The organism is Facklamia sp. HMSC062C11 (genome assembly GCF_001810675.1).
Lineage (GTDB): Bacteria > Bacillota > Bacilli > Lactobacillales > Aerococcaceae > Facklamia > Facklamia hominis.
Genome location: NZ_KV802403.1, coordinates 102,646 through 129,120 on the forward strand (window position 1 = coordinate 102,646; position 26,475 = coordinate 129,120).

The 26,475-nt window shown below is 41.1% G+C and carries 26 protein-coding genes; 16 read left to right on the plus strand and 10 right to left on the minus strand.

The genetic code is table 11. The annotated features are described in order from the left end of the window. Positions 1 to 336: 336 nt before the first annotated feature. From HMPREF2758_RS06045 to HMPREF2758_RS06055, 3 genes are read right to left on the minus strand one after another with little or no spacing between them, the layout of a single operon-like run. The gene (locus tag HMPREF2758_RS06045) at positions 337 to 2,817 is read right to left on the minus strand and encodes a heavy metal translocating P-type ATPase (RefSeq protein WP_070609619.1); all 2,481 of its coding nucleotides are present in this window, start codon (positions 2,815 to 2,817) and stop codon (positions 337 to 339) included. Between the two features lie 17 nt (positions 2,818 to 2,834). Beyond that, a complete protein-coding gene (locus HMPREF2758_RS06050) occupies positions 2,835 to 3,056 on the minus strand; it encodes a heavy-metal-associated domain-containing protein (protein WP_070609620.1) in 222 nt (73 codons plus the stop codon). Positions 3,057 to 3,079: 23 nt separating this feature from the next. Continuing rightward, positions 3,080 to 3,523 carry a CopY/TcrY family copper transport repressor gene (locus HMPREF2758_RS06055; RefSeq protein ID WP_070609621.1) on the minus strand — a complete coding sequence of 148 codons (444 nt, stop codon included), beginning with the start codon at positions 3,521 to 3,523 and terminating at the stop codon, positions 3,080 to 3,082. A 205-nt stretch (positions 3,524 to 3,728) separates the two neighbouring features. Here HMPREF2758_RS06055 and pta point away from each other — a divergent pair, with 205 nt between their 5' ends. Beyond that, positions 3,729 to 4,703 (plus strand): phosphate acetyltransferase, encoded by a 975-nt coding sequence (gene pta / locus HMPREF2758_RS06060; protein ID WP_070609622.1) that lies wholly within the window; start codon positions 3,729 to 3,731, stop codon positions 4,701 to 4,703. A gap of 69 nt (positions 4,704 to 4,772) precedes the next feature. Here pta and HMPREF2758_RS06065 read toward each other — a convergent pair whose 3' ends face one another. Then, positions 4,773 to 5,309, minus strand: a complete 537-nt coding sequence (locus tag HMPREF2758_RS06065) for a DUF4430 domain-containing protein (protein ID WP_070609623.1) — start codon at positions 5,307 to 5,309, stop codon at positions 4,773 to 4,775. Positions 5,310 to 5,398: 89 nt separating this feature from the next. Here HMPREF2758_RS06065 and tsaE point away from each other — a divergent pair, with 89 nt between their 5' ends. The 7 genes from tsaE to HMPREF2758_RS06100 all read left to right on the plus strand — a co-directional run bounded on the left by tsaE (position 5,399) and on the right by HMPREF2758_RS06100 (position 11,375). Further along, complete coding sequence (tsaE, locus tag HMPREF2758_RS06070; RefSeq protein ID WP_070609624.1) at positions 5,399 to 5,914, plus strand: tRNA (adenosine(37)-N6)-threonylcarbamoyltransferase complex ATPase subunit type 1 TsaE; 516 nt, start codon at positions 5,399 to 5,401, stop codon at positions 5,912 to 5,914. After that, positions 5,904 to 6,428: a GNAT family N-acetyltransferase gene (locus tag HMPREF2758_RS06075; protein ID WP_070609625.1), complete on the plus strand. Its 525-nt coding sequence runs from the start codon at positions 5,904 to 5,906 to the stop codon at positions 6,426 to 6,428. The genes tsaE and HMPREF2758_RS06075 overlap by 11 nt, the downstream gene beginning before the upstream one ends. A 67-nt stretch (positions 6,429 to 6,495) precedes the next feature. Next, the gene (gene murB / locus HMPREF2758_RS06080) at positions 6,496 to 7,398 is read left to right on the plus strand and encodes a UDP-N-acetylmuramate dehydrogenase (RefSeq protein ID WP_006908564.1); all 903 of its coding nucleotides are present in this window, start codon (positions 6,496 to 6,498) and stop codon (positions 7,396 to 7,398) included. Between the two features lie 172 nt (positions 7,399 to 7,570). After that, entirely contained in the window at positions 7,571 to 8,680 is a 1,110-nt protein-coding gene (locus tag HMPREF2758_RS06085) for an ABC transporter ATP-binding protein (protein WP_006908565.1), read from the plus strand. Beyond that, positions 8,667 to 9,482, plus strand: a complete 816-nt coding sequence (locus HMPREF2758_RS06090; RefSeq protein ID WP_016648609.1) for an ABC transporter permease — start codon at positions 8,667 to 8,669, stop codon at positions 9,480 to 9,482. The genes HMPREF2758_RS06085 and HMPREF2758_RS06090 overlap by 14 nt, the downstream gene beginning before the upstream one ends. Next, complete coding sequence (locus HMPREF2758_RS06095; RefSeq protein ID WP_070609626.1) at positions 9,475 to 10,299, plus strand: ABC transporter permease; 825 nt, start codon at positions 9,475 to 9,477, stop codon at positions 10,297 to 10,299. The genes HMPREF2758_RS06090 and HMPREF2758_RS06095 overlap by 8 nt, the downstream gene beginning before the upstream one ends. A 2-nt stretch (positions 10,300 to 10,301) precedes the next feature. Further along, positions 10,302 to 11,375, plus strand: a complete 1,074-nt coding sequence (locus HMPREF2758_RS06100; RefSeq protein ID WP_070609627.1) for an ABC transporter substrate-binding protein — start codon at positions 10,302 to 10,304, stop codon at positions 11,373 to 11,375. Positions 11,376 to 11,460: 85 nt separating this feature from the next. Here the strand turns inward: HMPREF2758_RS06100 and HMPREF2758_RS06105 are convergent, their stop codons facing one another. Further along, positions 11,461 to 12,141: a CpXC domain-containing protein gene (locus tag HMPREF2758_RS06105; protein WP_070609628.1), complete on the minus strand. Its 681-nt coding sequence runs from the start codon at positions 12,139 to 12,141 to the stop codon at positions 11,461 to 11,463. Positions 12,142 to 12,283: 142 nt separating this feature from the next. On the opposite strand from HMPREF2758_RS06105, the gene HMPREF2758_RS06110 reads away from it, so the two are divergent. The 3 genes from HMPREF2758_RS06110 to HMPREF2758_RS06120 are packed head-to-tail and all read left to right on the plus strand — an operon-like array spanning position 12,284 to position 14,863. Continuing rightward, positions 12,284 to 12,829, plus strand: coding sequence for a hypothetical protein (locus tag HMPREF2758_RS06110; protein ID WP_016648607.1), 546 nt, complete (start codon positions 12,284 to 12,286; stop codon positions 12,827 to 12,829). Positions 12,830 to 12,841: 12 nt separating this feature from the next. Next, the gene (gene rpiA / locus HMPREF2758_RS06115; protein ID WP_006908571.1) at positions 12,842 to 13,537 is read left to right on the plus strand and encodes a ribose-5-phosphate isomerase RpiA; all 696 of its coding nucleotides are present in this window, start codon (positions 12,842 to 12,844) and stop codon (positions 13,535 to 13,537) included. Between the two features lie 21 nt (positions 13,538 to 13,558). After that, entirely contained in the window at positions 13,559 to 14,863 is a 1,305-nt protein-coding gene (locus tag HMPREF2758_RS06120) for a pyrimidine-nucleoside phosphorylase (protein WP_070609629.1), read from the plus strand. 95 nt (positions 14,864 to 14,958) lie between these two features. Here HMPREF2758_RS06120 and fni read toward each other — a convergent pair whose 3' ends face one another. Genes fni through mvk form a run of 4 tightly spaced genes read right to left on the minus strand, consistent with a single transcriptional unit; the run spans position 14,959 to position 19,137 of the window. After that, positions 14,959 to 16,014, minus strand: coding sequence for a type 2 isopentenyl-diphosphate Delta-isomerase (gene fni, locus HMPREF2758_RS06125; RefSeq protein ID WP_070609630.1), 1,056 nt, complete (start codon positions 16,012 to 16,014; stop codon positions 14,959 to 14,961). A gap of 13 nt (positions 16,015 to 16,027) precedes the next feature. After that, complete coding sequence (locus tag HMPREF2758_RS06130) at positions 16,028 to 17,149, minus strand: phosphomevalonate kinase (RefSeq protein WP_070609631.1); 1,122 nt, start codon at positions 17,147 to 17,149, stop codon at positions 16,028 to 16,030. Then, positions 17,150 to 18,139, minus strand: coding sequence for a diphosphomevalonate decarboxylase (mvaD, locus tag HMPREF2758_RS06135; protein ID WP_070609632.1), 990 nt, complete (start codon positions 18,137 to 18,139; stop codon positions 17,150 to 17,152). Positions 18,140 to 18,156: 17 nt separating this feature from the next. Then, the gene (gene mvk / locus HMPREF2758_RS06140) at positions 18,157 to 19,137 is read right to left on the minus strand and encodes a mevalonate kinase (protein ID WP_070609633.1); all 981 of its coding nucleotides are present in this window, start codon (positions 19,135 to 19,137) and stop codon (positions 18,157 to 18,159) included. Between the two features lie 181 nt (positions 19,138 to 19,318). On the opposite strand from mvk, the gene coaA reads away from it, so the two are divergent. Both coaA and guaA read left to right on the plus strand, forming a co-directional pair. Next, entirely contained in the window at positions 19,319 to 20,254 is a 936-nt protein-coding gene (gene coaA / locus HMPREF2758_RS06145; RefSeq protein ID WP_070609722.1) for a type I pantothenate kinase, read from the plus strand. Between the two features lie 15 nt (positions 20,255 to 20,269). Next, positions 20,270 to 21,814, plus strand: a complete 1,545-nt coding sequence (guaA, locus tag HMPREF2758_RS06150; RefSeq protein WP_070609634.1) for a glutamine-hydrolyzing GMP synthase — start codon at positions 20,270 to 20,272, stop codon at positions 21,812 to 21,814. Between the two features lie 372 nt (positions 21,815 to 22,186). On the opposite strand, the gene HMPREF2758_RS06155 is transcribed toward guaA, so the two are convergent. Further along, a complete protein-coding gene (locus tag HMPREF2758_RS06155; protein ID WP_070609635.1) occupies positions 22,187 to 22,684 on the minus strand; it encodes a kinase in 498 nt (165 codons plus the stop codon). Positions 22,685 to 23,017: 333 nt separating this feature from the next. Between HMPREF2758_RS06155 and HMPREF2758_RS06165 the strand changes: the two genes are divergently transcribed. The 3 genes from HMPREF2758_RS06165 to HMPREF2758_RS06175 all read left to right on the plus strand — a co-directional run bounded on the left by HMPREF2758_RS06165 (position 23,018) and on the right by HMPREF2758_RS06175 (position 26,009). Continuing rightward, complete coding sequence (locus HMPREF2758_RS06165) at positions 23,018 to 23,881, plus strand: VapE domain-containing protein (RefSeq protein WP_371440327.1); 864 nt, start codon at positions 23,018 to 23,020, stop codon at positions 23,879 to 23,881. 334 nt (positions 23,882 to 24,215) lie between these two features. Then, positions 24,216 to 24,572, plus strand: coding sequence for a plasmid mobilization protein (locus HMPREF2758_RS06170; protein ID WP_070609636.1), 357 nt, complete (start codon positions 24,216 to 24,218; stop codon positions 24,570 to 24,572). A gap of 147 nt (positions 24,573 to 24,719) precedes the next feature. Further along, the gene (locus HMPREF2758_RS06175; RefSeq protein WP_070609637.1) at positions 24,720 to 26,009 is read left to right on the plus strand and encodes a DUF2254 domain-containing protein; all 1,290 of its coding nucleotides are present in this window, start codon (positions 24,720 to 24,722) and stop codon (positions 26,007 to 26,009) included. Positions 26,010 to 26,475: the final 466 nt, after the last annotated feature.

Genomic DNA, 26,475 nt, shown 5'->3' on the forward strand with positions numbered 1-26,475 from the left:
GTTCGGGCCCAATTTTATACTCTCAGGACACCAAGAGTTACAATTTGACGCAATTTTAATACTCTCAGGGCACCGAGAGTTACAATTTGGGGCTAATTTAGTACTCTCAGCACAACGAGAGTTACATTTCAGGGCCATTTTGATACTCTCAGGGCACCCAGAGTTACAATTTGGAGCTAATTTAGTACTCTCAGAGCTCTGAGAGTTACAGTTCGGGCCCAATTTTATACTCTCAGGACACCGAGAGTTACATTTCGAGACCAATTTAGTACTCTCAGCACAACGAGTCTTTTATAATTGACTGTTAGTTTGTTCGTTTTAATTGAGCGGTTTTCTTTAATCGATGCTTACTTTTTTTAATCGAAGCGCATTTAATAAGACAGAGACAGAACTGAAGCTCATGGCTAGAGCAGCGATCATTGGGTTTAAGAGCGGGCCACCCATGAGGTAGAATACTCCCATGGCAAAGGGGATACCGATGACGTTATAGATAAAGGCCCAAAAAAGATTCTGTTTGATGGTGGTTAGGGTCGCTTGACTTAAGCGAATAGCTTGATGAACAGCTTGAAGTTGAGGACTCATCAAAACGATATCTGCTGATTCTACGGCAACATCAGTTCCGGTCCCAATAGCCATACCCACATCCGCTTGAGCCAGGGCGGGAGCGTCATTAATTCCATCGCCAACCATGATGACTTTTAAGCCTTGCTCTTGTAGATCTTTAACGACTTGTGCCTTATCTTGCGGGAGCACTTGGGAAATCACGCGGTCGAGGTTTAGATTTTTGGCAATATAATGAGCAGTTGAAGCTTGGTCTCCTGTTACCATGTAGGTTTGCAAACCATCTTGTTTTAAAGCTTGGATGGCTGATTGGCTATCCTCTTTAAGCGGGTCGCTGATTGCGATAAGAGCTTCTACTTGTTGATTGATTGCCAGGTAGACAAGGGTTTTACCGGCTTGGCTGAGTCGTTCTGCTTGATCAAGGAAGTCCTGACTGAGTGGGGCTAGATCTTCTTGGTCTAAGAGCTTCCGATTACCGATTAGTAGGTTTTGTTGGTCTACTTGAGCTTTGATGCCGTGACCAGGGACAGCTTGGAATTCTTCGGTCTCTAATAGATCAATTTTGGCCTCTTTGGCGGCTTGCTGGATTGCTTGAGCAAGGGGGTGCTCCGAACTAGCTTCGGCCGAAGCTAGTAGTTGTAAGAGTTTCTTTTTTTGCTTTGGATCGCGGCAGATAAAGTCTGTCACTTGGGGTTTACCTTGGGTTAGGGTACCAGTCTTGTCAAAGAGAACAACAGAAGCTTGTTGGGTTTCTTCAAGAGCTGCACCTGACTTGATGAGAATTCCTTGTTCAGCCCCTTTGCCAGTGCCTACCATGATTGCTGTCGGGGTGGATAGTCCTAGCGCACAAGGACAGGCAATAATTAGAACGGCGATCATGATTTGTAAGGTAAAACTTAGCGGCTCACCCATTATAAAATACCAGAAGACGCCAGCTAAGAGAGAAAGGCCTAGAACTGTTGGTACAAAATAACGGGCGATTTGATCGGCTAGGCGAGCAATAGGGGCCTTAGAGTTTTGAGCTTGGGCTACCAATTGAATAATTTGAGCTAAACGAGTATCTTGTCCGACTTGGGTGACCTGGTAAATAAAGCTGCCGGTTTTGTTGATTGAAGCACCTGTGACGAAGTCACCTTCTTTTTTAAAGACGGGCAGGCTTTCACCAGTTAGCATAGATTCATCTAAACTGGATTGTCCTTGGGTGATTTTTCCATCGACGGGTAAGCGGTCTCCGGGTCTGATTTGGATCAAGTCGTCGACTTGAATCGAGGATACAGCCACTTCTTCGACGGAGCCATCTTCCTTTATAAGGCGGGCAGTGGGTGGTGTAAGGTCCATCAAGGCTCGAATGGCGGTTGTTGTTTTACCCTTAGCGAGGCTTTCTAGGTATTTTCCAAGGGTCATGAGGGTCAAGATTACCGCACAAGATTCAAAATAGAGGTCGGGATGACTTTGAACCTGTTCGGGTCGGTAAACCAAGAGAGCGGTTGTGACGATTCCTTGAAGAAGTGCTGCTGTGGTTCCCAATGAGACCAGTGAATCCATATTAGGGTGCCCCTTAATGAGTGCCCTGAAGCCGCGTTTAAAGATAGACCGTCCTAGATAGATAACCGGTAAGGTTAAAGCAAGCTGGATGAAGGCATTTCGTAAGGGGTGGACGTGTAGGCTAATAGCTTGGGGTATAGTCAAGTGAAACATGGGGCCCATGGTCAGAATGAATAGCGGAAGAGTAAAGCTAGCCATTAGGATTAGTTTTCGTTTGGCTAAGGCTAGTTCATGTTCTTTTTCATCGTCTTGTTGGGTTGTTTGATTAGGCTGGCTAACTTTAGCTTGGTATCCTAAGTCCGCGACTTGTTGAAGGACGGCTTGAGTTTGCGCTTGATCCTCCCAAATGACTTGCATTTGTTCGTTGGCTAAATTGACATGGGCATCCAAAACGCCAGCTACTTGCTTGACCCCGTCTTCGATGGTTTGTGCACAGGAAGCACAGGACATGCCTTGGATAGAAAAAAGACTACTCTTTGAGTTCGGTGCTGATGAGGAAGTTTGTGGGAGGATGAGTTCGTAACCGACTGATTTGACCTGTTGAGCGAGAGTGGCTTCGTCAACATAGGCCGGGTCATAGCTAATATGGACTTGTTCGGTTAATAGATTGACATGGGCTTGGGTTTTTGGAAGTTGATTTAGGGCCTGTTCAACCGTTGAGGCACAGGAGGCACAAGAAAGGCCCTTAACGGGATAATCTTTTTGAATCATTAGGAGTCTCCTTTCTTTTAGTGAGTAGATGGATTCACGAGTGAGAAATGTGTATCAGCTAAGGCTTGATTAAAGTCTTTTAGACTGAGTGTTTGAGGGTTAAATTGAAGTAGAATTGTTTTATTAGCGAGGTCAAGCTGCAGAATTTCTAGATCAGGAACTGCTTGAAGTTTGCTTTTGACTTGTTGGGCACAACCAGCGCATTTCATATTATTGACAAAAAATTCTTGTTGAATCATATTCATCTTCCTTTCACATTCTATTAGGGACAATGGCTTTGACAAGTGCATTGATGAGGGGGACATTGGCATTCAATATTCTGAGGTGCGGATTTTAACTTTTCATGAAGTTGTTGCATGAGGTCTTGGCAATCGGCTTGAGTGAGATCATTGTCGGCAATCAATTGGCTGATAATCGTTTGCCTTTGCTTATTACAGACTCGTTGCATGAGGTCTTGGAAACTATGATCCAAGGCTTCTTTTTGCGATAGAGTTGGATAATAAGCATAGGGGCGAACGGCTTTATCTTGTCTTAGTAAATTCTTCTGTAAAAGACGGTGCAATAGACTTTTGATGGTTCCTTCTTTCCAAGGTAAGATGCTTTGGGCATCGTCGATCAGTTGACGACTGGTTAAGCCGGGGTGGGTCCAGATGATCCGCATTAGCTGCCATTCGGCATTTGAAATGTCCGTGTTAGAGGATGTCATTAAGGACCGCCTCCTTTCGTTTACATTTGTAATCTATATACAGTTTACACTCGTAAACCGTATATGTCAAATTAGAATAGCTATTCTAATAAATCGCTTGCAGTTAACAGAAAAGACTGCTAAAGTGCATATTGAATGGAAAGGAATGGGATTAGATTTTCTTTCTAATGGTATGACACTGTGGACTTAAAGAAGGAGTAAGGAAATGTTTGATGAATTAGCAAATCGTATTAAGGGTCGTGGAATTCGACTTGTTTTCCCAGAAGGGGAAGACGCTCGTGTGTTAGGAGCGGCAGTTCGATTACACGCAGATGGATTAGTTAAGCCAATCTTAATTGGGGATGAAGCGGAGATTTTGGCTATAGCTAAGCAAAAGAATTGGGTTGTTCAAGATATTGAAATTATTCACCCCGATCACTTTGAACAAATGCCAGACATGATTGACGCCTTTGTAGAACGTCGTAAAGGCAAGAATACCCGAGAACAAGCTGTGAAACTCTTACAAGATCCTGCCTATTTTGGGACCATGCTTGTCTATCAAGGATTAGCAGAGGGGATGGTGTGCGGTGCTGTCTACGCGACTTCGGATACTGTACGTCCAGCCTTACAGATTATTAAGACACGTCCGGGTGTTAAGTTAATTTCAGGGGCATTTATCATGGTTCCACCGCATAACAATGGGCAAAAATTGGTTTTTGCAGACTGTGCCATTAATATAAATCCTGATGCGGCTTCCTTGGCTGAAATTGCAGTAGAATCGGCTAAGACAGCTCGGATTTTTGGGATCGAACCGAAGGTAGCTATGTTGAGCTTTTCTTCGCATGGGTCTGCTTTTGCTCCAGAAGTCGATAAGGTAGCGGAAGCGACAGCGCTTGTTCGGGAAATGGAACCTGATTTAGAAGTTGATGGTGAGCTACAGTTTGATGCGGCTTATGTACCAGAAGTGGCTCGGCAAAAAGTACCTGATTCAAAGGTAGCTGGCCAGGCGACCGTCTTTGTTTTTCCAGAAATTCAATCGGGAAATATTGGCTATAAAATTGCTCAGCGTTTGGGAAATTTTCAAGCGGTTGGACCTATCTTACAAGGACTTAATAAGCCGGTATCTGATTTATCACGTGGTTGTGTAGAAGAAGATGTTTATAAGGTAGCGATTATTACCGCTAATCAAGCATTGAACTAATCAATAAAAGAGCTGCAGCTTGATCTGAAGCTGCAGCTCTTTTGTTATATGCTAAGGATTCGTCCCTGATTATTCTTGAGCAGGGATAATACTGACAGGAATGTCGTTGATGGTACCGTAGTACCATTCAATTTTATCACCGTCTTTTAGTTTTTGTGACACTACACCCAATTCAGCAAAAGCGCCGTTATAGAGATACATCCAAGTATTTGGGTTGTAATCATTTTTGGCATCGCCAATTTGGTCGATAACCCCATCTTGTTCACTAAAGTTGAAGTCTAATTCTTTGATGGCCTTCATGGCATCTAAGACACTTACACCACCGATTTGATTGACCGTATATTCGTGTTCGACTTCTCCATTTTTATAGATGATAATGGTTGCTGTGCCTGCTTCGCCTTGAGCATCTGCTCCACTCTCGTCTTGAGCTTGTTTAGCTTCTTCTCCGCTAGTGCTTTCTTCAACACTAGTTTGACTCACGGCTTCTGTAGTTTGTCCGCTTTCTGCAGGAGCATTCTCTACTGTTGGTTTTTGTTGGGTGTTTTTACATGCGACTAATAGAAAGGCTGTTAAAGCCAGAAAAATTATTTTAATGCGTTTATTCATAGGATAACCTCCTTATCGATTTAGTTATAAATTAACAATAAAACGCTTAAAAGTCAAATGATTCGAAGTTCAAAGGGGGATTCGATATAATGAATTCTAGAAATGAGGGAACGTTTATGACAACATGGTCCAGTAAAAAATTAGAAGATACACAATTTCTGGCACAAGCTTTTGCGAAAGTGCTTCAGCCTGGAATCAATTTGTTATTAGAAGGGCCTTTAGGGGCAGGTAAGACGGCTTTTACTCAGGCTTTGGGACGGGCTTTAGCTATTAATCGTCCTATTAAAAGCCCTACCTATACACTGGTTAAAACTTATCCTTTAGCTCAGGGGCGTCTGGTTCATATTGACGCTTATCGCTTAGAGGAAGGGGGCAGTGATTCGGTCGACTTTGACTTTTATTTTGAACCTCAAAATATTTGCTTGATTGAATGGCCACAATTTATGAAAGATTACCTACCCCCGTCTTATTTGCGATTGGTTTTTGAATTAAAAGAGGACGGGGAGCGAGGCATCACACTCTCTGTAGCAGATGAGGCAGATGCTAAACATCGAGCGGTTTTTAAGGAATGGCTAGATCAAGTGGGTGACCAATATGAGTCCTAAGCCATCAAATGAAGAATTATGCTTGCGTGTAGCACAAGAATCGGATGCAAGAGCTTTAAGAGTATTATTGAAGCAAGTTAGCTACGAGACGCCCTATTTGGTGGACGCAAGTGCTGGTGAAAGAAGTTGGGAGCAGGAGGCGGACTTAATTGCGACTTATCAGCAAGACCCGCATTCGATTATGTTGGTTGCCCAAGTGGCAGATGATTTAATTGGCTTAGGCGAATTGAGTGTTTTGGACCAAGACCGGCAGAACCATGTGGCAGAATTAGGTGTTTGTATATTGAAGGACTACTGGGGGCTGGGAATTGGAAAGCTATTTATGGAAAGCTTATTAGAATTTGCTCAAGCATCCGGCTTGAAGGTAATCACTTTGGAGGTGCTCGTTGATAATGAGCGAGCGATTCGTCTATATCAAGCATTTGGCTTTGAGATTAGGGGACGTTTATCGCAACGATTGCGGGTAGATTCCAATTATTTAGATGTTTACACGATGGAACGAGTTCTATCCTAAGGATGCTTTACAAGTTGATCATTCTTCAATAGAATAGAGAAGCAGTTTGAAAGAGTAGAGGTGTGTCATGAAAGATTTATTTGAATTTTATCCACCGATCACGATTTTAAAAGATGAACCCTTATCCAACTATACTTATACCAAAACAGGTGGTAAAGCAGATTATTTAATTTTTCCTAAGAATCCGACCGAGGTAAAAGTGATCTTAGATTGGGTTAATGATCAATCGATTCCTTTGACAGTCATTGGTAATGCAAGTAACTTGATTGTCAAGGATGGGGGAATTCGTGGTCTAGTGATGATTTTGAGTGAAATGAATCAAATAATACAATTGGACCAACAACAAATCCAGGCTCAAAGTGGCGCTTTATTAGCGGATGTAGCAGCCTTTGCGCGGGATGTTACTTTATCAGGACTGGAGTTTGCTTGTGGTATTCCGGGATCCATCGGAGGCGCTATTTTTATGAATGCGGGCGCTTATGGGGGGGAGATGGCGGACGTTGTCTACCAAGTGGATGCCATTACGCGACAAGGCGAATTTGTGACCTATGATCTAGACGCTTGTCAGTTCTCTTACCGTCATTCGTTCTTCCAAGATCAAGGAGATATTATTTTAGCGGTCAGGTATCAACTTCATGAAGGGGAGTGTGACGCGATCCAAGCGGTTATGACAGAATTAACCCAGTTGAGAGAGTCAAAACAGCCTTTAGAGTACCCTTCGTGTGGGTCGGTCTTTAAACGCCCTCCAGGACATTTTACCGGTAAGCTCATCCAGGAAGCGGGTCTTCAGGGATATCGGATTGGCGGTGCAGAAGTATCCCGTAAACATGCCGGATTTATTGTGAATGTGGATCAAGCAACAGCCACTGACTATGTGGATTTGATCCATTATATTCAAGCGGTTATCTGGGATCAGTTTCAAGTGCGGTTGGAGCCTGAAGTTCGAATTATTGGAGAAGATCAGGAATAATATAACGATTGAAGCCAGCGGTAGCCCATTTAATGGAAGCTACTGCTTTTTTGTGTTTTATTTTGAATAATGATAAAAAGGGATGTGATTTTTAAGAAGAATGATTTTTTTATTGAGGGGGCTATGCTATACTTTGTAGGAGTATGACTTTATTATGAAGAGGGTGGATTAGATGGATCAAACTTTCTATAGTGTGGAATTGAAGAACGTTTCTAAGCGGTATGATGAGCTCGTTGTGTTGGAAGATATTGAAATGGAATTAGAAAAGGGCAAGTTCTATACCTTGTTAGGACCTTCAGGATGTGGAAAGACCACAATTCTTCGAATTATTGCTGGTTTCACTTCTTCCAGTAGTGGCCAGGTACTAATTGAAGGCAAAGATGTAACTAAGATCCCGGCTAATCGGCGTAAAGTGAATACAGTTTTTCAAGATTATGCGCTCTTTCCACATATGACTGTGTTTGATAATATAGCCTTCGGATTAAGTGTAAAAAAAGTCGATAAAGCAACGATTGAAGAAAAAGTGAACCAAGCCTTAAAGCAAGTTCGATTAGATGGTTATGGTGACCGACGGATTGACGAGATGTCTGGTGGGCAGAGACAGCGGGTGGCGATTGCTCGTGCGATTGTGAATGAGCCGGACGTTCTGTTATTGGATGAACCTCTATCGGCCTTGGATTTAAAATTGCGAACAGACATGCAGTATGAATTGAGAGAGTTACAGCAGCGGTTAGGGATTACCTTTGTTTTTGTAACACATGATCAAGAAGAAGCACTGGCTATGTCTGATTGGATCTATGTCATGGATAAGGGGCGGATTGTACAGTCTGGAACACCAGTGGATATTTATGATGAGCCAATCAACCGATATGTTGCTGATTTTATTGGCGAGTCGAATATTATTGACGCACAAATGGTGGAGGACTACCGCGTGAAGTTCTTGGGACATGTCTTTGACTGTGAGGATGCAGGAATTCCGGCAGGGGAATCGGTTGAAGTGGTAATTCGTCCAGAAGATATTCTCCTCACTAAGTATGATGAGGGTCAGGTAAACGTGACCGTGGATACCATGCTATTTAGGGGGATGTTTAATGAAATTATTGTTTATGATGATGAGGGCAATGAATGGATGATTCATTCAACAGCTACTGTTAAAGAGGGCGAAAAGATTGGTCTTCGTATTGAGCCGGATGCGATTCACGTAATGCGCTTCAATGAAACTGAAGAGGAATTTGATGCGCGATTGGAACAGTATGAAGAGGTGGAAGATGAAGAAGAGTAGAATTCAATGGTTAGCCCTTCCTTATTATCTTTGGTTGATTATTTTTGTTATTGCTCCTTTGTTGTTACTGTTACAGCAATCTTTTGTGGGAACCGATGGGAGCTTTACCTTAGCGAATTATCAACATTTTTTTAGCTCTAAGAGTTACTTGCAGATGACGCTGTCTTCTTTTTGGTATGCCTTGTTAGTCACTTTTTTTACCTTTATTTTAGCCTATCCACTAGCTTACTTACTCTCCTGGTCTAAGAAGCGCGATTTGTGGTTGATGTTGGTGTTGTTACCCACTTGGATCAACTTACTGCTTAAAACCTATGCCTTTATTGGTATTTTAGGGAATGCAGGCCCTATTAATGAGTTCCTACAGAGTATAGGAATTGGCCGGCAGCAACTATTGTTCCGTGATAGTTCTTTCCTCTTGGTAGCTGCTTATATTGAGTTACCCTTTATGTTCTTGCCTATCTTTAATTCAATTGTTGAGATTCCACATAACTTGATTGAGGCAGCAGATGACCTGGGAGCCTCTCGTCTTACGACGATTCGTCGAGTGATTTTCCCGCTTTCTTTAAAGGGGGTTCGCTCTGGCGTTCAAGCGGTATTTATTCCTTCCCTCTCGCTCTTTATGTTAGCTCGTCTAGTTGGGGGGAACCGTGTAATCACGTTAGGAACTGCGGTTGAACAGCATTTCTTAGTCACTCAGGATTGGGGGATGGGCTCGACTATCGGAGTGGTTTTGATGATTGCGATGTTTGCCATGCTGTATCTAACGCGTGAGCGGTCAAAAGGAGGTCAACGTCATGAGTAAAACACGTTCTTTTTCATGGTCAACACTCTATATTGTTGTTTGTTTTATTTTGATGTATTTACCTATTTTTTATCTGATGTTTTACTCCTTCAACGAGGGCGGAAGCATGGTTGAATTTACAGGGTTTACCTTGGACCACTATCGGCAGCTCTTTGAAGATCGAAGGTTGATGATCTTTGTCATGAACACCTTTATCGTAGCGATATTGTCGGCATTTATTGCGACGGTGATTGGAAGTCTAGGGGCTTTGGCGATTTATTATTTTCGATCCAACCGCCTGCGTCAAACGGTTTTGAATTTGAACTCGGTGTTGATGGTGACTCCAGATGTGATGATGGGGGCCAGTTTCCTGCTGATGTTCTCCCTCTTGATTCCGGTTCGGTTTGGTTTTGGGACGGTTCTGCTTTCCCATGTGGCTTTTAATGTGCCGATTGTTGTATTGATGGTTCTTCCCCGCTTGTATGAAATGAATCCATCGATGATTACCGCAGCTTTGGATTTGGGAGCCAATAGCCAGCAGATTCTTAGCCGAATTGTTCTTCCTAGCATTCGTTCAGGAATCCTAGCAGGCTATTTTATGGCGTTTACCTATTCTTTGGATGATTTTGCGGTCACCTTCTTTGTAACAGGTAATGGGTTTTCGACATTATCGGTTGAAGTTTATTCTAGGGCACGGCGTGGAGTTAGCCTAGAGATCAATGCCTTGTCGACCCTGATGATGATTGTGGCCTTGATCATTGTGGCGGTCTATTACTTTATTCGAACGAATGAGTACCGTCGTAAAGCCAAAAAGCAACGCGCTAAGAAGGGGGTCTAATCATGAAACAATTAGGTCAATTTATGGCGATCATCTTGTTAGTGGTGGGACTTTTGGTCTTGGGTCGCCATTATCTGCAAGATAATCAAAAGCTTAATGGGAATAATGTGGTTAACTTCTATAATTGGGGGGACTATATTGATCCCGACTTATTAAAGCAATTTGAGGAGGAGACCGGTTACGTTGTCGTTTATGAGACCTTTGATTCCAATGAGGCCATGTTAACGAAGGTGCAACAGGGGGGGACCAATTATGATTTAATCGGTCCCAGTGAGTACATGGTTGAGACGATGATTGAATTAGGCTTATTAGAAACCATTGATGCAGCACAGTTAGATAATCTTCAATATATAGATGAGCATTTTTTGGATCAATCTTTTGATCCAGGTAATCACTATTCAATTCCTTATTTTTGGGGGACGCTGGGAATCGTCTATAATTCTAAGTTTATTGATGAAGGCGATATTCAAAGTTGGGATGACCTTTGGAAACCGGAATTAAGAGGAAAAGTGATGATGATTGATGGAGCTCGGGAAGTGCTTGGTATTGGTCTGCAATCGCAAGGCTGGTCTTTAAATGAAACTGATTCACAGCGTCTACAAAAATCAGCCGATAAAATGAAGACCTTGATGCCGAATATTCAGGCCTTGTTAGCCGATGAAATTAAGATGTATTTAGCGATGGAAGAATCGCCCATTGCGGTTACCTATTCAGGTGAGGCTGCCATGGCGATGGAAGAGAATGAGAATCTGTGTTACTTAGTGCCACAAGAAGGGTCTAATATTTGGTTCGATAACTTGGCCATTCCCAAAGGTGCTAAAAATAAAAAGGGCGCCTTAGCTTTGATGAATTTCTTGATGCGTCCTGAAGTGGCAGCGCAGAATGCAGAATATATCGGCTATTCAACTCCGAATAAGGCCGCTAAAGCGCTATTGGATCCAGAGATCACTTCTGATCAAGCCTTTTATCCAGATAATGACACTTTAGATCATTTGGAAGTTTATCGGAATTTGGGAAAAGAAAAGCTTATCGAATATAATGATTTATATTTACAAGTGAAGTTAGAACCTCGCTAAAAAAGATGGCGTTTTAACTGACAAAAGACGACCCCTCATTGAAGGGGCCGTCTTTTTATTAGTGATGTTATGTAAAGAAGGGAAATTAATCAAATTTGAGGGTCTCATCATTCTCTAGGCCGCTTTCGTGTTGGGCGATTCTTAAGGCCCAGTGGTGGTCAACCATTAACCATTCGCCGAGATAAGTCTGTTTTAATTCCTTGGCATATTTTTTTTGGATAAATTGGACGAGCTTAGGGAGATAGTCGACCTTAAACGTACCTTGATCGGTTAAATATAAGAGCTGACTCTTCCCCTTATCCCATTGAAAGTAACGCTGAGAGACTTGACGGTCACCTTCTTGCTGGGCAAATAAGCCATCGGTTAAGAGCTTAACCACTTCCACCAATTGATCATTGAATCCTTGGTCAAAGATATGAACTTTTTCGACCAGGCTAGCCAACCGATTGACTAGGCGCAAGTGATATCGACTTGAGTCTTCATCGGCAGCGATGAGAGATAATTGAGCTTGCTCTATACTTTCCTGTGGGTGATGGTCAAAATGTGGATCTAGATAAATAGCAAATTTAAGTTTAGGATCATAATATAAAAAGGGTGTTTCAATTAACCTAAGACCACCACAGTGCGGGCATTCGAATCGGAAGAGATCGCCAGCTAAGAGGTCGAGTTTTAGGTCTCTTTGTTTTTGGGCATTAAGTATGGCGTAATTTGGTCGCTCAGTTGCTTGTTGACAAATAGGGCATACAAAAGAAACGCGGTCTTGCATGGGACACCTCCTTTGGGTATGATTCTAACATCTATTATAACAAAACCAGTCAAGGGGATAAAAATACTCTTTTATTCTGTAAGCGATTCACAAGCGACATTAGTCATGATATAATGCAAGTGTTCGATAAGGAGGGGAAAGAATGAAGGGTTTAATTGTTTATTATAGTGATTTTGATTTAAATCAAAGTTATGCCTATGCGTTGCATCACCTTCTTCATTTTCCAATTTTGCCTTTAGAAGAATTAGATACACAGACTTTGGACCAATATGATGTGGTGATCGTTGGGACTTGGATCTTGCAAGGAGAGATTCGGCAAGCGAAAAAGATTAATTCCTTGATCGAAGCTTTTCCACAGCCTTTTTGGGTTTTTTATACGGTAGGAATCTCGACGCCATCATTAACCAACTTTGAGGCCATTATGCAACGATCTTTTTCAGCCAAAGCGCTTAAACGAATGGTTGCTTATCACTATCGCCTGCGTATTGCGAGTAAACGATTCACCCTGATGTATCTAGCTTCTAAGCAGATGACCATGCAACCGGGGACAACCTTAGATGAAGTCTATCTAGGACCAGAGGGCCTGCATTTGTTGGAGAAATATGGCAGTATGGTAGAACCGAATGACCTAAAAGAGATTGGACCCTTGGTTAAGTATGTGGAGGCTTTGGAGGCCTTTGTCGATTAAGAGGAGGATAACATGTTAGAAGTTAAGAAGAGTGTCGGTCGTTATGCGGCGTCTTATGTTGAAGATGGTATGGTTGTGGGCTTAGGGACTGGTTCAACGGCCCATTGGTTTATTGATGAAGTGGGCCGGCGTTATCAAGCCGGTGAATTAAAAAACATTCTCTGTGTCTCAACCTCAGAGGCATCCAGTCAACAAGCGCGTGAATTGGGGCTTCCTTTAAAGAATCTAGAAGACGTGAACGCCATTGATCTTTTAGTGGATGGAGCGGATGAAACGACTCGTCAATTCGCTGGAATTAAAGGGGGCGGGGGTGCCTTGCTTCACGAAAAAATTACGGCCGAGTATGCTCATAAGATTGTTTGGATTATTGATGAATCGAAGCTTGTTGATCAGTTAGGTAAGTTCCCTCTACCGGTTGAAGTGGTTCAATTTGGATCATGGAAATTGTTTGATCGATTCCAAGAACGCGGGATGAATCCAAGCTTCCGTAAAGATCATAAGGATAGTTTATTCATTACGGATTCTGGCAACTATATTATTGACCTTCACCTGGAACAAATTCCCTACCCTGAAAAATTGGCTCAAGAAATTAAGCAAATGGTTGGCGTGGTGGAGCATGGACTCTTTTTAGATTATGCTACCACGATTTTAGTAGGTAAGCAGGATGGGACGATTATGAAGATTGAACGGTCAATCGTTCAGGCATAGTAAAGAAAGCAGGTAGATAAGATGGTGAGAATGGTTGATTTAATTCATAAAAAGCAGACCAAGCAGGCTTTAACTGCCTCTGAGATTGAGGCTATGATTAAAGGCTATACGCAAGGGACCATTCCTGACTATCAAATGGCAGCCTTTAATATGGCGGTTTATTTTAATGGGATGAATGAGGAAGAAGTCACACAATTGACCCTAGCTATGGCACAATCTGGCGATCAAATTGATCTATCAGCGATCGAAGGGATTAAAGTTGACAAGCATTCGACCGGAGGAGTTGGCGACACAACAACTTTGGTCGTGGCACCCTTGGTGGCCTCTTGTGGGGTACCGGTTGCTAAGATGTCTGGTCGGGGACTCGGCCATACCGGCGGAACCTTGGATAAGCTAGAGTCGATTCCCGGCTTTTCGATTGAAATGAGTCAGGATCAATTTATTGATTTGGTCAATCAGCATCATTTAGCAGTAGCGGGGCAAACAGGTAATCTAACGCCAGCCGATAAAAAGCTCTATGCTTTAAGGGATGTAACTGCAACCGTTCAATCCATTCCTTTAATTGCCTCATCCATTATGTCTAAAAAAATTGCGGCAGGATCTGATGCCATTGTCTTAGATGTGAAGGTTGGACGAGGTGCCTTTATGAAGACGCTTGATCAAGCAGAACAACTAGCTCATACCATGGTTCAGATTGGACACTTGGCCAAGCGAAAAACCTTAGCCGTTATTTCTAACATGGATCAACCTTTGGGCTTTGCAGTTGGGAACGCCTTAGAAGTGATCGAAGCGGTTGAGACTTTGAAGAGTCATGGGCCTAAAGATTTAACGGAGCTATCAGTGACCCTGGCTGGTCAAATGTTATTTTTAGCAGGAGCCGTTGATAGTGTGGATCAAGGGATGACTAAGGCTCAGAAACAGTTGGAGAATGGTCAGGCGCTTAAGCAATTTAAGGACTTTATTGAAGCCCAAGGTGGCGATGCCCATTTTATTGAAGATTATAGCTTATTGGGTCAAGCAAGTTATCAAATTCCTTATCGAGCCAAGAAATCCGGTCAGTTGAGCCATTGGGAAGCAGATTTGGTGGGCGAAGCAGCCATGGTTTTGGGTGCTGGACGAGCAACCAAAGAAGATCAAATTGATCCTCAAGTTGGCTTGATTCTCAAAGCAAAAGTGGGGGATTGGGTGCAAGAAGGCGATGAAATTGTAACGATCTACTCAAACCATGAGGATGTCTCCGAGGCAGTTAACCGATTAGACCAAGCCCTCGAAATTGGGGGCCTTGTTGAAGAACGTCCACTGATTTATGAATTAATTGAAGATTAAGCGAAATAAGAGTCGACAGACTGTCAGTAACTCATTGACTAAAAAAAGCGGCGGATAAGTTTTAGCTTATCCGCCGCTTTTTCAGTGTCCCAATATTATTCAGACCGTCTTGAGAGAGCTTGGTAATCAACTTGACGGACTTGTGCCCATTCAAGGAGTGAACCGGACAATAGGAGGTCGGTTTTTTGCAAGTGAGAAAGGTCTTTTACACCTAAGATTAAAAAACTAGCTTTGAGACTTTCGAGCCAGTCTTGTAACCACTCGAGGGTCTTTTGTGGTCCGGTTTGATCAAGCGTTTTGATGATTGGACCTGCAATGCCACAAGCCTTTGCTCCTAAAGCTAAGGCTTTTAAGTGATCATAGAAATGACGAATGCCTCCTGAAGCTAGAATTTCAACTTGGTCTTGAAGGGCTAAGCTTTCCAAGAGAGACTCTGGTGTGGTTTGCCCCCAGTGACTCAAGGTTTGAAAATCCAAGTCTGTTCGTCGACTGTTTTCAACTTGAATAAAATTGGTGCCGCCTCGACCAGATAGGTCAATCGTTTGAACACCTAGTTGAATGAGACTCTGGATAGTTTTTCGGCTCATTCCGAAGCCAACTTCCTTAGCGATAACAGGAACGGATACAGATTCAACAATGGCTTGAATATGATCCATCCACTGGGAAAAATCACGGTCACCTTCTGGCATCACGACTTCTTGAGGGGCATTGAGATGGATTTGCAGGGCATCGGCTTCTAAGAGATCAATGGCGACTTGAGCTGCCTTGGCATCATGATTCGCTCCAATGTTTGCCAGGATAAAGCCGTCGGGGTTGACCTTACGAATCACTTGATAGCTGTCTGATAGACTGGGGTCTTTAATCGCCGCGGAAACAGAGCCAACTGCCATGGGTATTTGGCATAAAGCGGCAATGCGTGCAAGTTCTTGATTGTAGTAACGACTCCTTTGGGAACCGCCCGTCATGGCGTTGATATACAAGGGGTAAGCGTGGTCGCTGCCTGCCCAATGGGTCTTCAAGGATATATCTGCGGCGCTAAGTTGAGGGAGAGAATGATGAATAAAGCGGATCTCTTCAAAAGGGTCCTGTAAAGGATTTTGTTGAAGTGTTAATTCTAGATGGTCGTCTTTTCGCTGACTAATCGGGTTCATGAATAGACCTCCTTTAGATGTCTAGTTTGGGGGCGAGTTGAAAGTTGAGTGGGTGGATTCCTGCCGCTTGCCACCGAGCGAGAATCTGTTGGCTAGCTTGGGCTTCTATGCCTAAGGCAATGCCACAATCGCCCCCACCTGCACCGGAAGATTTGGCAGCATAGCCATATTGATGGCTGATTGTAATCAGGGATTCTAGGGCAGGTGTCTCGATAGGGATATGATAAGCTTGGCTTAGTGAGACTAAAGCTTGACGGTAGTTATTAATATGAGTCAGGATTGGTTCATTCGCTTGATTTTTAAAAGCAGTGATTAAGTGGTTGACCGTAACCTGTGCTTGCTTTAAAAAGGTTATCCAAGGGTCGGGATTTAGCTGGCTTTGCGCTTTCAATTGTCCCACTAGATTCTCGGTAGAGGCCGGACTTTGGGTCCAACCAATTAAGAGTGACAAGTCATCTGGCCAGGGAAGGCTTTGGATTTCTAAGAGGGGCCAGTCCTGGCTTAATAAATCTACCAGTCGAATTTGACCGGTTTGCCATTGCTTGACCTTGGCTTTAAGAAAGGTCGTATCCGGTGCTTGGTAGCTAAGCAGTCCTCCCTGGCAGTTAGCAGCAAGATCCCCAAAACTCCCCTTGGACTTAAGAAGGATCATGACGATGACCGCTAATTTATAAAGGGTCATTGAGTGATGGATTTGAAGTCCCTGTTGGTTGAGACAGCTCTTGAGGCAGGCAATAGTGACAGCACCGGAGGAACCCAGTCCCAGTTTGACGCCCTCTTTTGTTCGAAGGTCAGAATTAAAATGAATCTGTAAAGGATGAAAGGCAATCCCGAGCTCTTGGCAGAGGGATTGGCAAAGGAAGAGGGCCGTTTTGACATATTGCCAATAGCAATCTGCAGAATTTAAGTCGTCCAATTTGGAAAAGCAAAGGCTTGGAATGCTAGGATCCGCTTGGATAAGCTGCCACTCTCCTTGGTCACTTCTTTGACTAGAGACTTCAAGATAGTGATTGATAGTTAGCAGAAGGGCTTTTTGCCTAGGTTCTAAGATGGCATATTCACCGGCTAGATAGAGTTTTCCGGGGACTTTACACTGGCTAATAGTAGGGATGGTTTGTCGGCTAAAAAGGGACAATTAATCCACCTCCAAGGCAAAAGGTGCGGGACCGACGCTTGAACAAAGCAGTTGGTCGCTAGCAAAACTTTTAGCTAGTTGTTTGTAGATGGTTGAGACTTGATCAAGTGGACAGAGTACTTTGACATTGGGACCTGCGTCCATGGTGAAATAGGCGGTGAGGCCTTGTTGTTCACGAAGATCGCGTATGGCATTGATGGCTTTAAGACTACCTGCCTCAAAGTAAGTAAAGCCAGGATTAGCACTGAGCATGGTTGCGTGCATCTTCAAGGCGTTGTGTTCAGCAATTTGCCCCATCTGGTCAATGTCACGGTCTCGAATCGCTTTTTTCATCGCTTGTAGGTCTTCAGCAACGGTCTGGGGCCAAAGCTGATAGAAAGGTGAGCTTTCTAGCGTATGCTGCATGCCTTGTCGACTGGAGAAGGGCTTGGGTCCTGAATTAATTACAATGGCGATCATGGCCAAGCCCCAATCACCCGGATCAAGTTGATAGGCAAAAGAAGATTGGCTATCAGATCCAGAGCCTTTTTCCCACTCGACCAAGCCCCCAAATAAAGATCGACAGGCTGACCCAGAACCTTGGCGGGCTAAAATCGATAGGGACTTTGAATCGAGTCCTAGTCCTAAGGCTTGGTTGCAAGCACAGGCTAAAGCCGCATATGCCGAGGCAGAAGAAGCGAGCCCTGCAGCTGTCGGAACGAAATTTTTGCTGCTAACTTTGACCTTGAGGTCACATTGGGCAAGATTACGGAAAAGATCGACAAAGCGAGAAATTGTAGCGGTAGCTAGCTCGCTTTGTAATTGGTCGTTAAGGGTGAACTGGTCCTGTGTTAAGCTTGAATCAAAGTCAACTTGGGTTTGAGTATAAAAAGCATCCAGCGTCATAGATAAGCTGGATGTGACAGGAAGAATCAAAGATTGATGACGTTTGCCCCAATACTTAATTAGGGCAATATTAGTGTGAGCTTGAAATTTACTCGAAAATAACATGGTAAAAGCATTCCTCCTTAGTGAGCTAAAGCCAGATGTAGTGCCCAAGTCTGACTGGCTCCCGCTGCTTGCATGGCTTCTTCAATGGCCCTAGCTTGAGTATAGTCTTGAGCGAGGGCGATGACACAGCCTCCCAAACCACCACCGGTCAGCTTGGCTCCAAGAGAGCCTGCTAGCCAAGCGGCATTGACAATTTGGTCGATCTTGCGATTGGAGACGCCTAATTGGTTGAGATAGTAGTGGTTATAAGACATGAGACGGCCTAATTGAACAATATCCTGGTCGTGGATGGCATGATAGGCTTGGCGGACGTAATGTCCAATGGTTTTCATGGTGGTTTGGCAGAATTCAGGCTTGGCTTTTTTCAGTTGGGCAACTTGGCTCACCGCTTGAGAGGTCTTACCAGCCATACCAGAATCAGCGACTACTAGATAAGCATTAAGGTTCATTTGAAAAAAACGAGGGGTCTGACTCTTTTGATAGATAATGGCATGATTGGATGCCGTTATCAGACTATCAATCCCCGAGGTTGATTCGTGGGCGATCACTTCGGCTTGATTGGTGATCAGTTGCAATTGATAATCGGTGACACTTCGTTGATAAAAATGACTTAAAGCTCGAATTAAGGCCACAATAACTGCCGCTGAAGACCCCATGCCTCGCTCTTGAGGGATGGTTGAATGAATGGTGATCGCTAAGGGTGTTTGGGGAATATGTAGACTAGATAGGGTTAAGGATAAGGCTTTTTTGAGATTATCTAAATGCTTGGGGGCTTGGTTAAGTGGCCCCTTAAAGTATTGGCAGTCAATTTGGTGGTCAGAGCTGGAACTGTGTTGGACGTGAACAGTGATTCCAACACTGGTAAAGGGGAGGGCGATGGCTGGATAATCATAGACTACAGAATGCTCTCCCATGAGAATAATTTTACTGTGGGCATAGCCGGTACCGATTTGACTGGATGTCTCTGCGAGCTGGGCTTTAGACTTTTTTAAATCCATTTGGGACCTCCTTCTTTTAAAAATACTATATAAATCATGAATTCTATGCTAAAATGAAATGGATTATTCTTAGCTATTATAACAAAAGATTTCAGTAAGAGGCTAGCTATTTTGCTTGAGGTCGAGTAAAGACTGTATGGCTTTAATGAGGATCTTTTGACTAAGGAGTCTTAAATGCATGTTGAATCAATATTATAGTTATTATCCACGTGAGCAGTGGGCGCAATTTCAAGCGCAAGATTTAGCACTGATCTCTCCGCAACAGTTGAGTCAGTTGGTGTCTTTAGAGGACCAGCTGTCGCCTTTAGATGTGCAAGAGGTTTATGGTCCTTTGTTGCATTATATTGAGGCGGATTATCGCTATTTGAGCGCTTATAATCAAGCCAAGCAAAATTTTTTTAACCAACAAGATCCCCTGCAAAAACAAGTCGTAAAAGTACCTTTTTTGATTGGGATCTCTGGTTCAGTTGCCGTCGGAAAATCGACGACCGCACGGTTATTGCATAAGCTGTTGAGTCAGACTTTTCCTCAACGAAAAGTTGACTTAATCACAACGGATGGTTTTTTATTTCCCAATGAAGTCTTAGAGCAAAAGGGCTTACTTAAGCGCAAGGGCTTCCCAGAGTCCTATGATATGCCGCTCTTGTTAGAGTTTACGGCCCATGTAAAGACCAAGGCGAGTCCCTTCCCGATTCCGCTCTATTCCCATGATCGGTATAATATCGTTAAGGGGGAATACCAAGTGATCGAAAACCCAGATATTCTGATCGTTGAAGGGATCAATGTCTTCCAGTTACCCTCTAATCAACAAATTTATGTATCGGATTTTTTTGATTTTTCGATTTATATTGATGCGCCGACCGAGTTGATTTATCAGTGGTTTGTGGACCGGTTCTTGGTTCATTTACAGATGGCTAAGGACGATCCTAGTAGTTATTACTATCAAATGAGTCAGTGGTCAAAGCAAGCTGCTATTGACTATGCCAAGGAAGTCTGGACCACCATCAATTTGCCTAACTTGATTCAACACATTAAACCGACTCGCTCACGGGCAGATTTAGTCCTGCATAAGAGCGATAACCATTATATTGATTCTATTTATGTTAGAAAATATTAATAAAGGAGTGACAGCATGGAAGCCAGCGTTGAAAAGGTAATTGTTCTTGACTTTGGAAGTCAGTACAACCAATTGATTTCAAGACGGATTCGTGAATTTGGGGTGTTTAGTGAATTGCTCCCTAATACCACTACTGCTGAACAGATTAAGGCAGAGGGTAATGTCGTTGGAATCATTCTCTCAGGAGGACCGCATTCTGTTTATGGTGAGGATGCTTTTAGTGTGGATCCAAGCATTTTTGAATTAGGGGTACCTGTACTTGGCATTTGCTATGGGATGCAGTTAATTACTCACTTATTTAAAGGGAAAGTCGAAGCGGGACAGCAGGCGGAATATGGCCGAGGAGCCATCGATGTTAAGCAAAACCAGAGCGGAATTTTTGCTGGCTTGGCTGAAAGTGAACAAGTCCTAATGAGTCATAACGACTTAGTGACTAAAGCGCCCGAAGGATTTGCGGTGACTGCTTCTAACCCGCACTGTCCAATTGCAGCCATTGAAGATCAAGAACGCAAGATTTATGGGGTGCAATTCCATCCGGAAGTTCGCCACTCACTGAATGGAAACCAAATGCTGAAGAATTTCGTATTTGGAGTCTGTCATGCGTCAGGTGATTGGAATATGGAGAACTTTATCGATCTTCAGATTCAAGAAATTCGTGACCGTGTTCAAGACAAGAAAGTCTTATTAGGACTATCCGGTGGGGTAGATTCCTCGGTTGTCGGCGTCTTGCTCCAAAAAGCGATTGGCGATCAGTTAACCTGTATTTTTGTGGATCATGGTTTATTACGAAAAGATGAAGGAGACAAGGTAATGGCTTCCCTAGGGGGAGACTTTGGCTTAAATATCATCCGCGTGAATGCCAAAGATCGCTTCTTTAAGAAGCTAGCTGGTGTGGTTGACCCTGAGCAAAAACGTAAAATTATTGGCAATGAATTTGTTTATGTTTTTGATGATGAAGCTGCTAAATTAGAAGGGGTTGACTTCTTAGCTCAAGGCACCTTATACACGGATATCATTGAGTCTGGAACAGAAACAGCCCAAACGATTAAGTCTCACCATAATGTGGGAGGACTACCGGAAGATATGACCTTTGAATTGATTGAGCCTTTGAATACCTTATTCAAGGATGAGGTTCGAGCTTTAGGAACCGCATTAGGTATGCCAGATTCCATTGTTTGGCGACAACCTTTCCCTGGTCCTGGTCTAGGTATTCGCGTTTTAGGTGAAATTACCGATGAAAAAGTGCATATCGTTCGTGAAGCAGATGCGATCTTACGTGAAGAGATTGCTTTGAATGGGTTAGATCGGGATATCTGGCAATACTTTACGGTATTACCTAATATTCGCTCAGTTGGAGTGATGGGGGATGGTCGGACTTACGATCATACCATTGCTATTCGGGCTATTACCTCGATCGATGGAATGACGGCTGAATTCGCACGGATCGATTGGGAAGTCCTGCAGAAAATTTCGAATCGGATTGTGAACGAAGTACCTCATGTCAACCGCGTGGTGTATGATATCACGGGTAAACCACCAGCAACGGTGGAGTGGGAGTAGAAATAATCACAAGTGATTATTTCTACGTCCGTCCAACGATTGCCGAGCCGTAAGGCGAAAGCAGAGTTGATGACGGCCCATCTGCGTATCAAGAACAAGCAATGCGACGAAAAGGAGCATTGTGCGGCTTGATGAGAAGAATGGGAATAGTCGCAAAATTTTCTAAAATGGCTTAATTACAAGCTATAAAGAGAATGAAAAAAGGCTACTGGTACTCAAATGGTATAAAGTGGCAAAAAGAAAAATTGAAATAATAGCCCACAGTGGCTTGCATTTGGATATAAAATGAGACCGTAGCGTGAGTGCTGCGGTCTTTTTTGTCTTTGAAAGTGGAGATGTTGTGTAGATTTGTTATTTTCGGTAAGTACTGACCTAATTATTTATAACAGCATTATAAATTTCGCTAACAGTATTTTGAATATCTCTTTCAGCTGTAATACAAACTTCATTTAATACATCAGAAAAATCTTTTTCTCGCCACCATCTACGCATTGCTTCCTCGCCAAAGTCGTTGCAATTAGGTTTTGTTAGGTGGCGTTTTAGTGTTTCTTCAAAAGGTATATTAAAATAGTATGCATATACTTTGGTATCAGATAATTGAATAGCATATTCAAATAGAGGTTTATACCAATCTGCATACATAATGCCTTCTAAAATAATAATATCACTATGGCTAGTACCATAAAACAAAAGCTCTTTTATAAGTGGCAGTGCGAGTGTATTTGGTCCATCCTTCACTCTAAGCATTTCTCTTCTAATTACATCTTGTGAAATAACCATAGTGTTCTCGCCAAATTTGCGTTGCAGTTCTTTCGCAATTGTCGTTTTTCCGCTACCCGAATTTCCTCTGAGTATAATAAGTTTTACCATTTCATTGCTCCATAAATTACATTTTTGAATTTTTTTATAATATAAAAATATTTTGCTACATAACTCTACAATCATTCCATGTCACATGTATTGTTGTTTGTCTATCTGCCTATCCTCAAAAATCTTGATTTCTTTGGGTAGGATAGCTTTCAATCTTCAAATTCTTCATCTGTGATTTCACCGTTATAATGTTTCTTTCTCATCTCATCCCATTCTACAAGAAAATCGTTGAATTTCATATCGTGTGACAGTAAGGCACTGGAGGATTCATCTATCAGCGGTATGAGCTTCATTTCTTTTTCGTAGTCAAAAATAGTATGAATAAACTCATAGATGGAGTTCGATTTGTGGTCTGTAAGGGCAGAAATATCACAAGAAAACATTCAAAGCAAGGAAGCTGTCATGAACCTTATGGGTAAAACTGTTGTTGAAATCGAAGAATTCGTTGCTTTAAGAAATGCAAAATCGGCTAATGAAGCTAAAACTTTTTTATCAAAATTAAGTGATAGGATAAGAATACCCTACGAAAAATATGCAACAGACGTGCCTAGGACTTGTATGTTCATAGGCACATTAAACGAAAGAACTTTTCTTAACGACCATACTGGAGAAAGAAGATATTTACCTGTTGAATGTAATCCGAATCAAAGAATAAGGACTATATATCCAGATAAAAATAATAAGGAAAAACTTTCAGATAAAGAATATATAGCTCGTATAAGAGAAGATTTTAATCAGGCTCTAGCTTTGGGATATGAAATCTTTAAAAACAAGACTTACGCATGGATTATACCAAAAAATCTTTTAAAAGACTTGTATAAGGAACAAGAAAAGTTCAAATATCTAAACCCAGATGTGGAAGACATTAGGTATTTCTTGGAAGAATATAAGTCAAAAAGTGCAGATCCAAATATAACTTGTTTCAAAGAACTAACCATGCAAGGTTACCAAATAAAATCAAAATTTTTTTCAGAAATTATGGATAATTATTTTCAAGAATGGATTCCAGTTAGGTCGTCAAAGACCCAGAGAATATCACCAAGTGGAGTCTCAATTCCAGTAAAACTATATTATGAAAAGAAAGAAGAAAATGAAACTGACTCTGTAGAAGTTGATAAGAAGTTTTTGCCAGAAGAATGGCAAAAAGAAAATCAATTAGAAATAGATACAGCAAATCAAGTAAAGATACAAACGTAACTTTGTAACCTGTAACCCATCGTTATAAATCTTCTTAAATTAGGATTACATAAATTAATGGCTTGATAATAAGGGGTTGTCACAGAGTCTTAAAACAAGCTCGCTTAATTTTGGAAGTTTTTTTGTAAGTTACAGTTACACTTATTAATTCCTATTTGAAAAAATATTAAAAATAGATTAAAAACTCGTTGGTAGTAGCAAGCACAGTAAGTGAGTACCCACTTACGAAAAATTGATGAAGCAGAACCTTTATTAACTGTTTCTTTTTTTATCAATTTTACCTTGTTAGGGAGAACCCTAAGACCCCCAAAAAACAAATATAAAGGAGAAATATATAGATAATAGAACAAGAAAAAATCAACTTAAAATATATTTAACAGATGAAGAAAAGGAAATTTTTGAAAAGAAAATGAAACTTGAAAATTGCAAAACTATGTCCCATTTTTTAAGAAAATGTGTATTAGAAAAAGAAACTTATATTGTAGACTTAGAACCATTTAGAGATCTCCAATGGCTACTTTCAAATGCAACAAATAATATAAACCAGATTGCAAAAGCAACTAATACAACTGGTGTTATTTACAAGAATGAAAGTGACTATATGAGAGGAAAAATAGAAAAATTGGCAAAGGAGATATGGCAGATCCATTCCTTACTTCTTAATAAATCAAAAGAAAGTTCTGGTGATTAGTATGGCAATTACAAAAAAGAATACCGTTATGCAAGAGTATTCTTTGAATAATGACATGGAGATGAATATACCCATTTATATTGGACAAAAATCAAGTATACTATAATATAGTTTTATAATTACAATATTAAAATAGGGGGTTGATGTATGTTGTCCAAAATTAAATTGTGGTTTTTTAATAATAAGAATTTTTTAAGGATGTCAAGATTTATAATTTTAACAGTGTTGCTTCTTTTAGTTACCTGGATTTTTGATCATCGATATATTGCAATTAAATCTTATATTCCCAAACAACTATTGCTGTCCGTTGAAGTTTCGGTAAATTTCCTTTCTAATATATCTGGAATATTTTTGACGATAAGTACTTTTTGTTTTACAACGATTGTCACTGTCCTTAATAAATATAGCAGTAGCATATCGCCTAGACTGCTTCAGAGTTTCATAGATAGGACAGGAGTTCTTGGTTTATATGGTATATTTGTAAGTGGTTTTTTCTATTCAGTAATCAGTATCCTTTTATTACAAGATCTTGGTCCAGACCAACATGTTGTAGCTGGAAGTTTAGGCATTGCCTATGCCATAGTTGCAATGCTTAGTTTTATAGCTTTCTCAAGACAGGTTCTTGATAATATAAAAGTATCAAATATTATAGAATATATTTTTAATGACTGCGAAAAACTTATCGATAAAGAGGTAGAACTAAGAGAAAAAGCTAAGCATTACGAAAAAAGCGACGAATCTACAAAGTTATCAATTGTAGCTGAGAGTTCAGGTTATTTATTTGAAATAAAAGCAGATGAGATTTTTAAAGAGCTTAATGGCATAAGAGCAGAACTGTCTATAAACAAGAGGATTGGTGAATACACAATCAAAGGAGAAACCTTAGGAGAATTAAATATATTCCAATGCGAGTTAGATGATAATGATAAAAAAGAATTAAAAGAAAAATTAAGTTCATTGTTTTTAATAAATATTTACAATAATAGAGAAGAAGATTATCACCGTGGAATTGTAAACTTAACCGAAATCGCAAATATGGCCCTAAGCCCCGGCACAAATGATCCAAATACTGCAATAATGTGTATAAATAAAATGTCATCATTGTTTGGGAGACTTTTATCTACAGACAATCATTTTATAATTCTGAAAGAGGACGAAGATGTAAAAATAATCTATCAAAGTTATTCTGTAGAGGATGAACTATATCTTGGTTTCAGCCAGATAATTTCCTACTCAGCAGGTGATCCTTTGGTTACCGAAGCGATTTTACAAGGGCTTTATATCATATACACAATGGCAGACATAGGTGCTAAAAAAAGCATAAAAAAATTTTTTGATGATAGCTATGAAATTTTAATAGAAAATTTTACTTACGAAATGCATTTGAAAATTTTTAAAAGAATAAGAAAGAATATGGAAGAGCACGTAGGCTTATAGGAAAACACATCTGAATCTATTTAAATTTAAATGCATTCAAAATTAAATTAAAAATGTGGTCAATTAATTTACTATTTGTGGGCCACTTTTAGATAATAACTCCGGATCCATTTTTGGTTGACATTTACATGATGAAATATTTACGTTTGAGCCTAATGCATTTAATATAAGCAAAAAATACATATCTTTATATAAAAAATACAACACGAAAAATTACTATTTAAAAATAATGATTCTGAACTTGTGTCAATATTAAAGGAAAATGGGACAATGTTAAAAAAATAGGAAATGATTCCAAACTAATATATATGATAGATTTAATAATTATAGATCTACAAGTTATAACTCTTCGGTACTGGGACTGGGGCGGGACTAAAAATCTGAAAACGTCCTATAATTAGGTGGATTTATTGGTATTAGAAAAAATTGAATGCAATATTTTGAATGGTTTGGGATATATCGAATG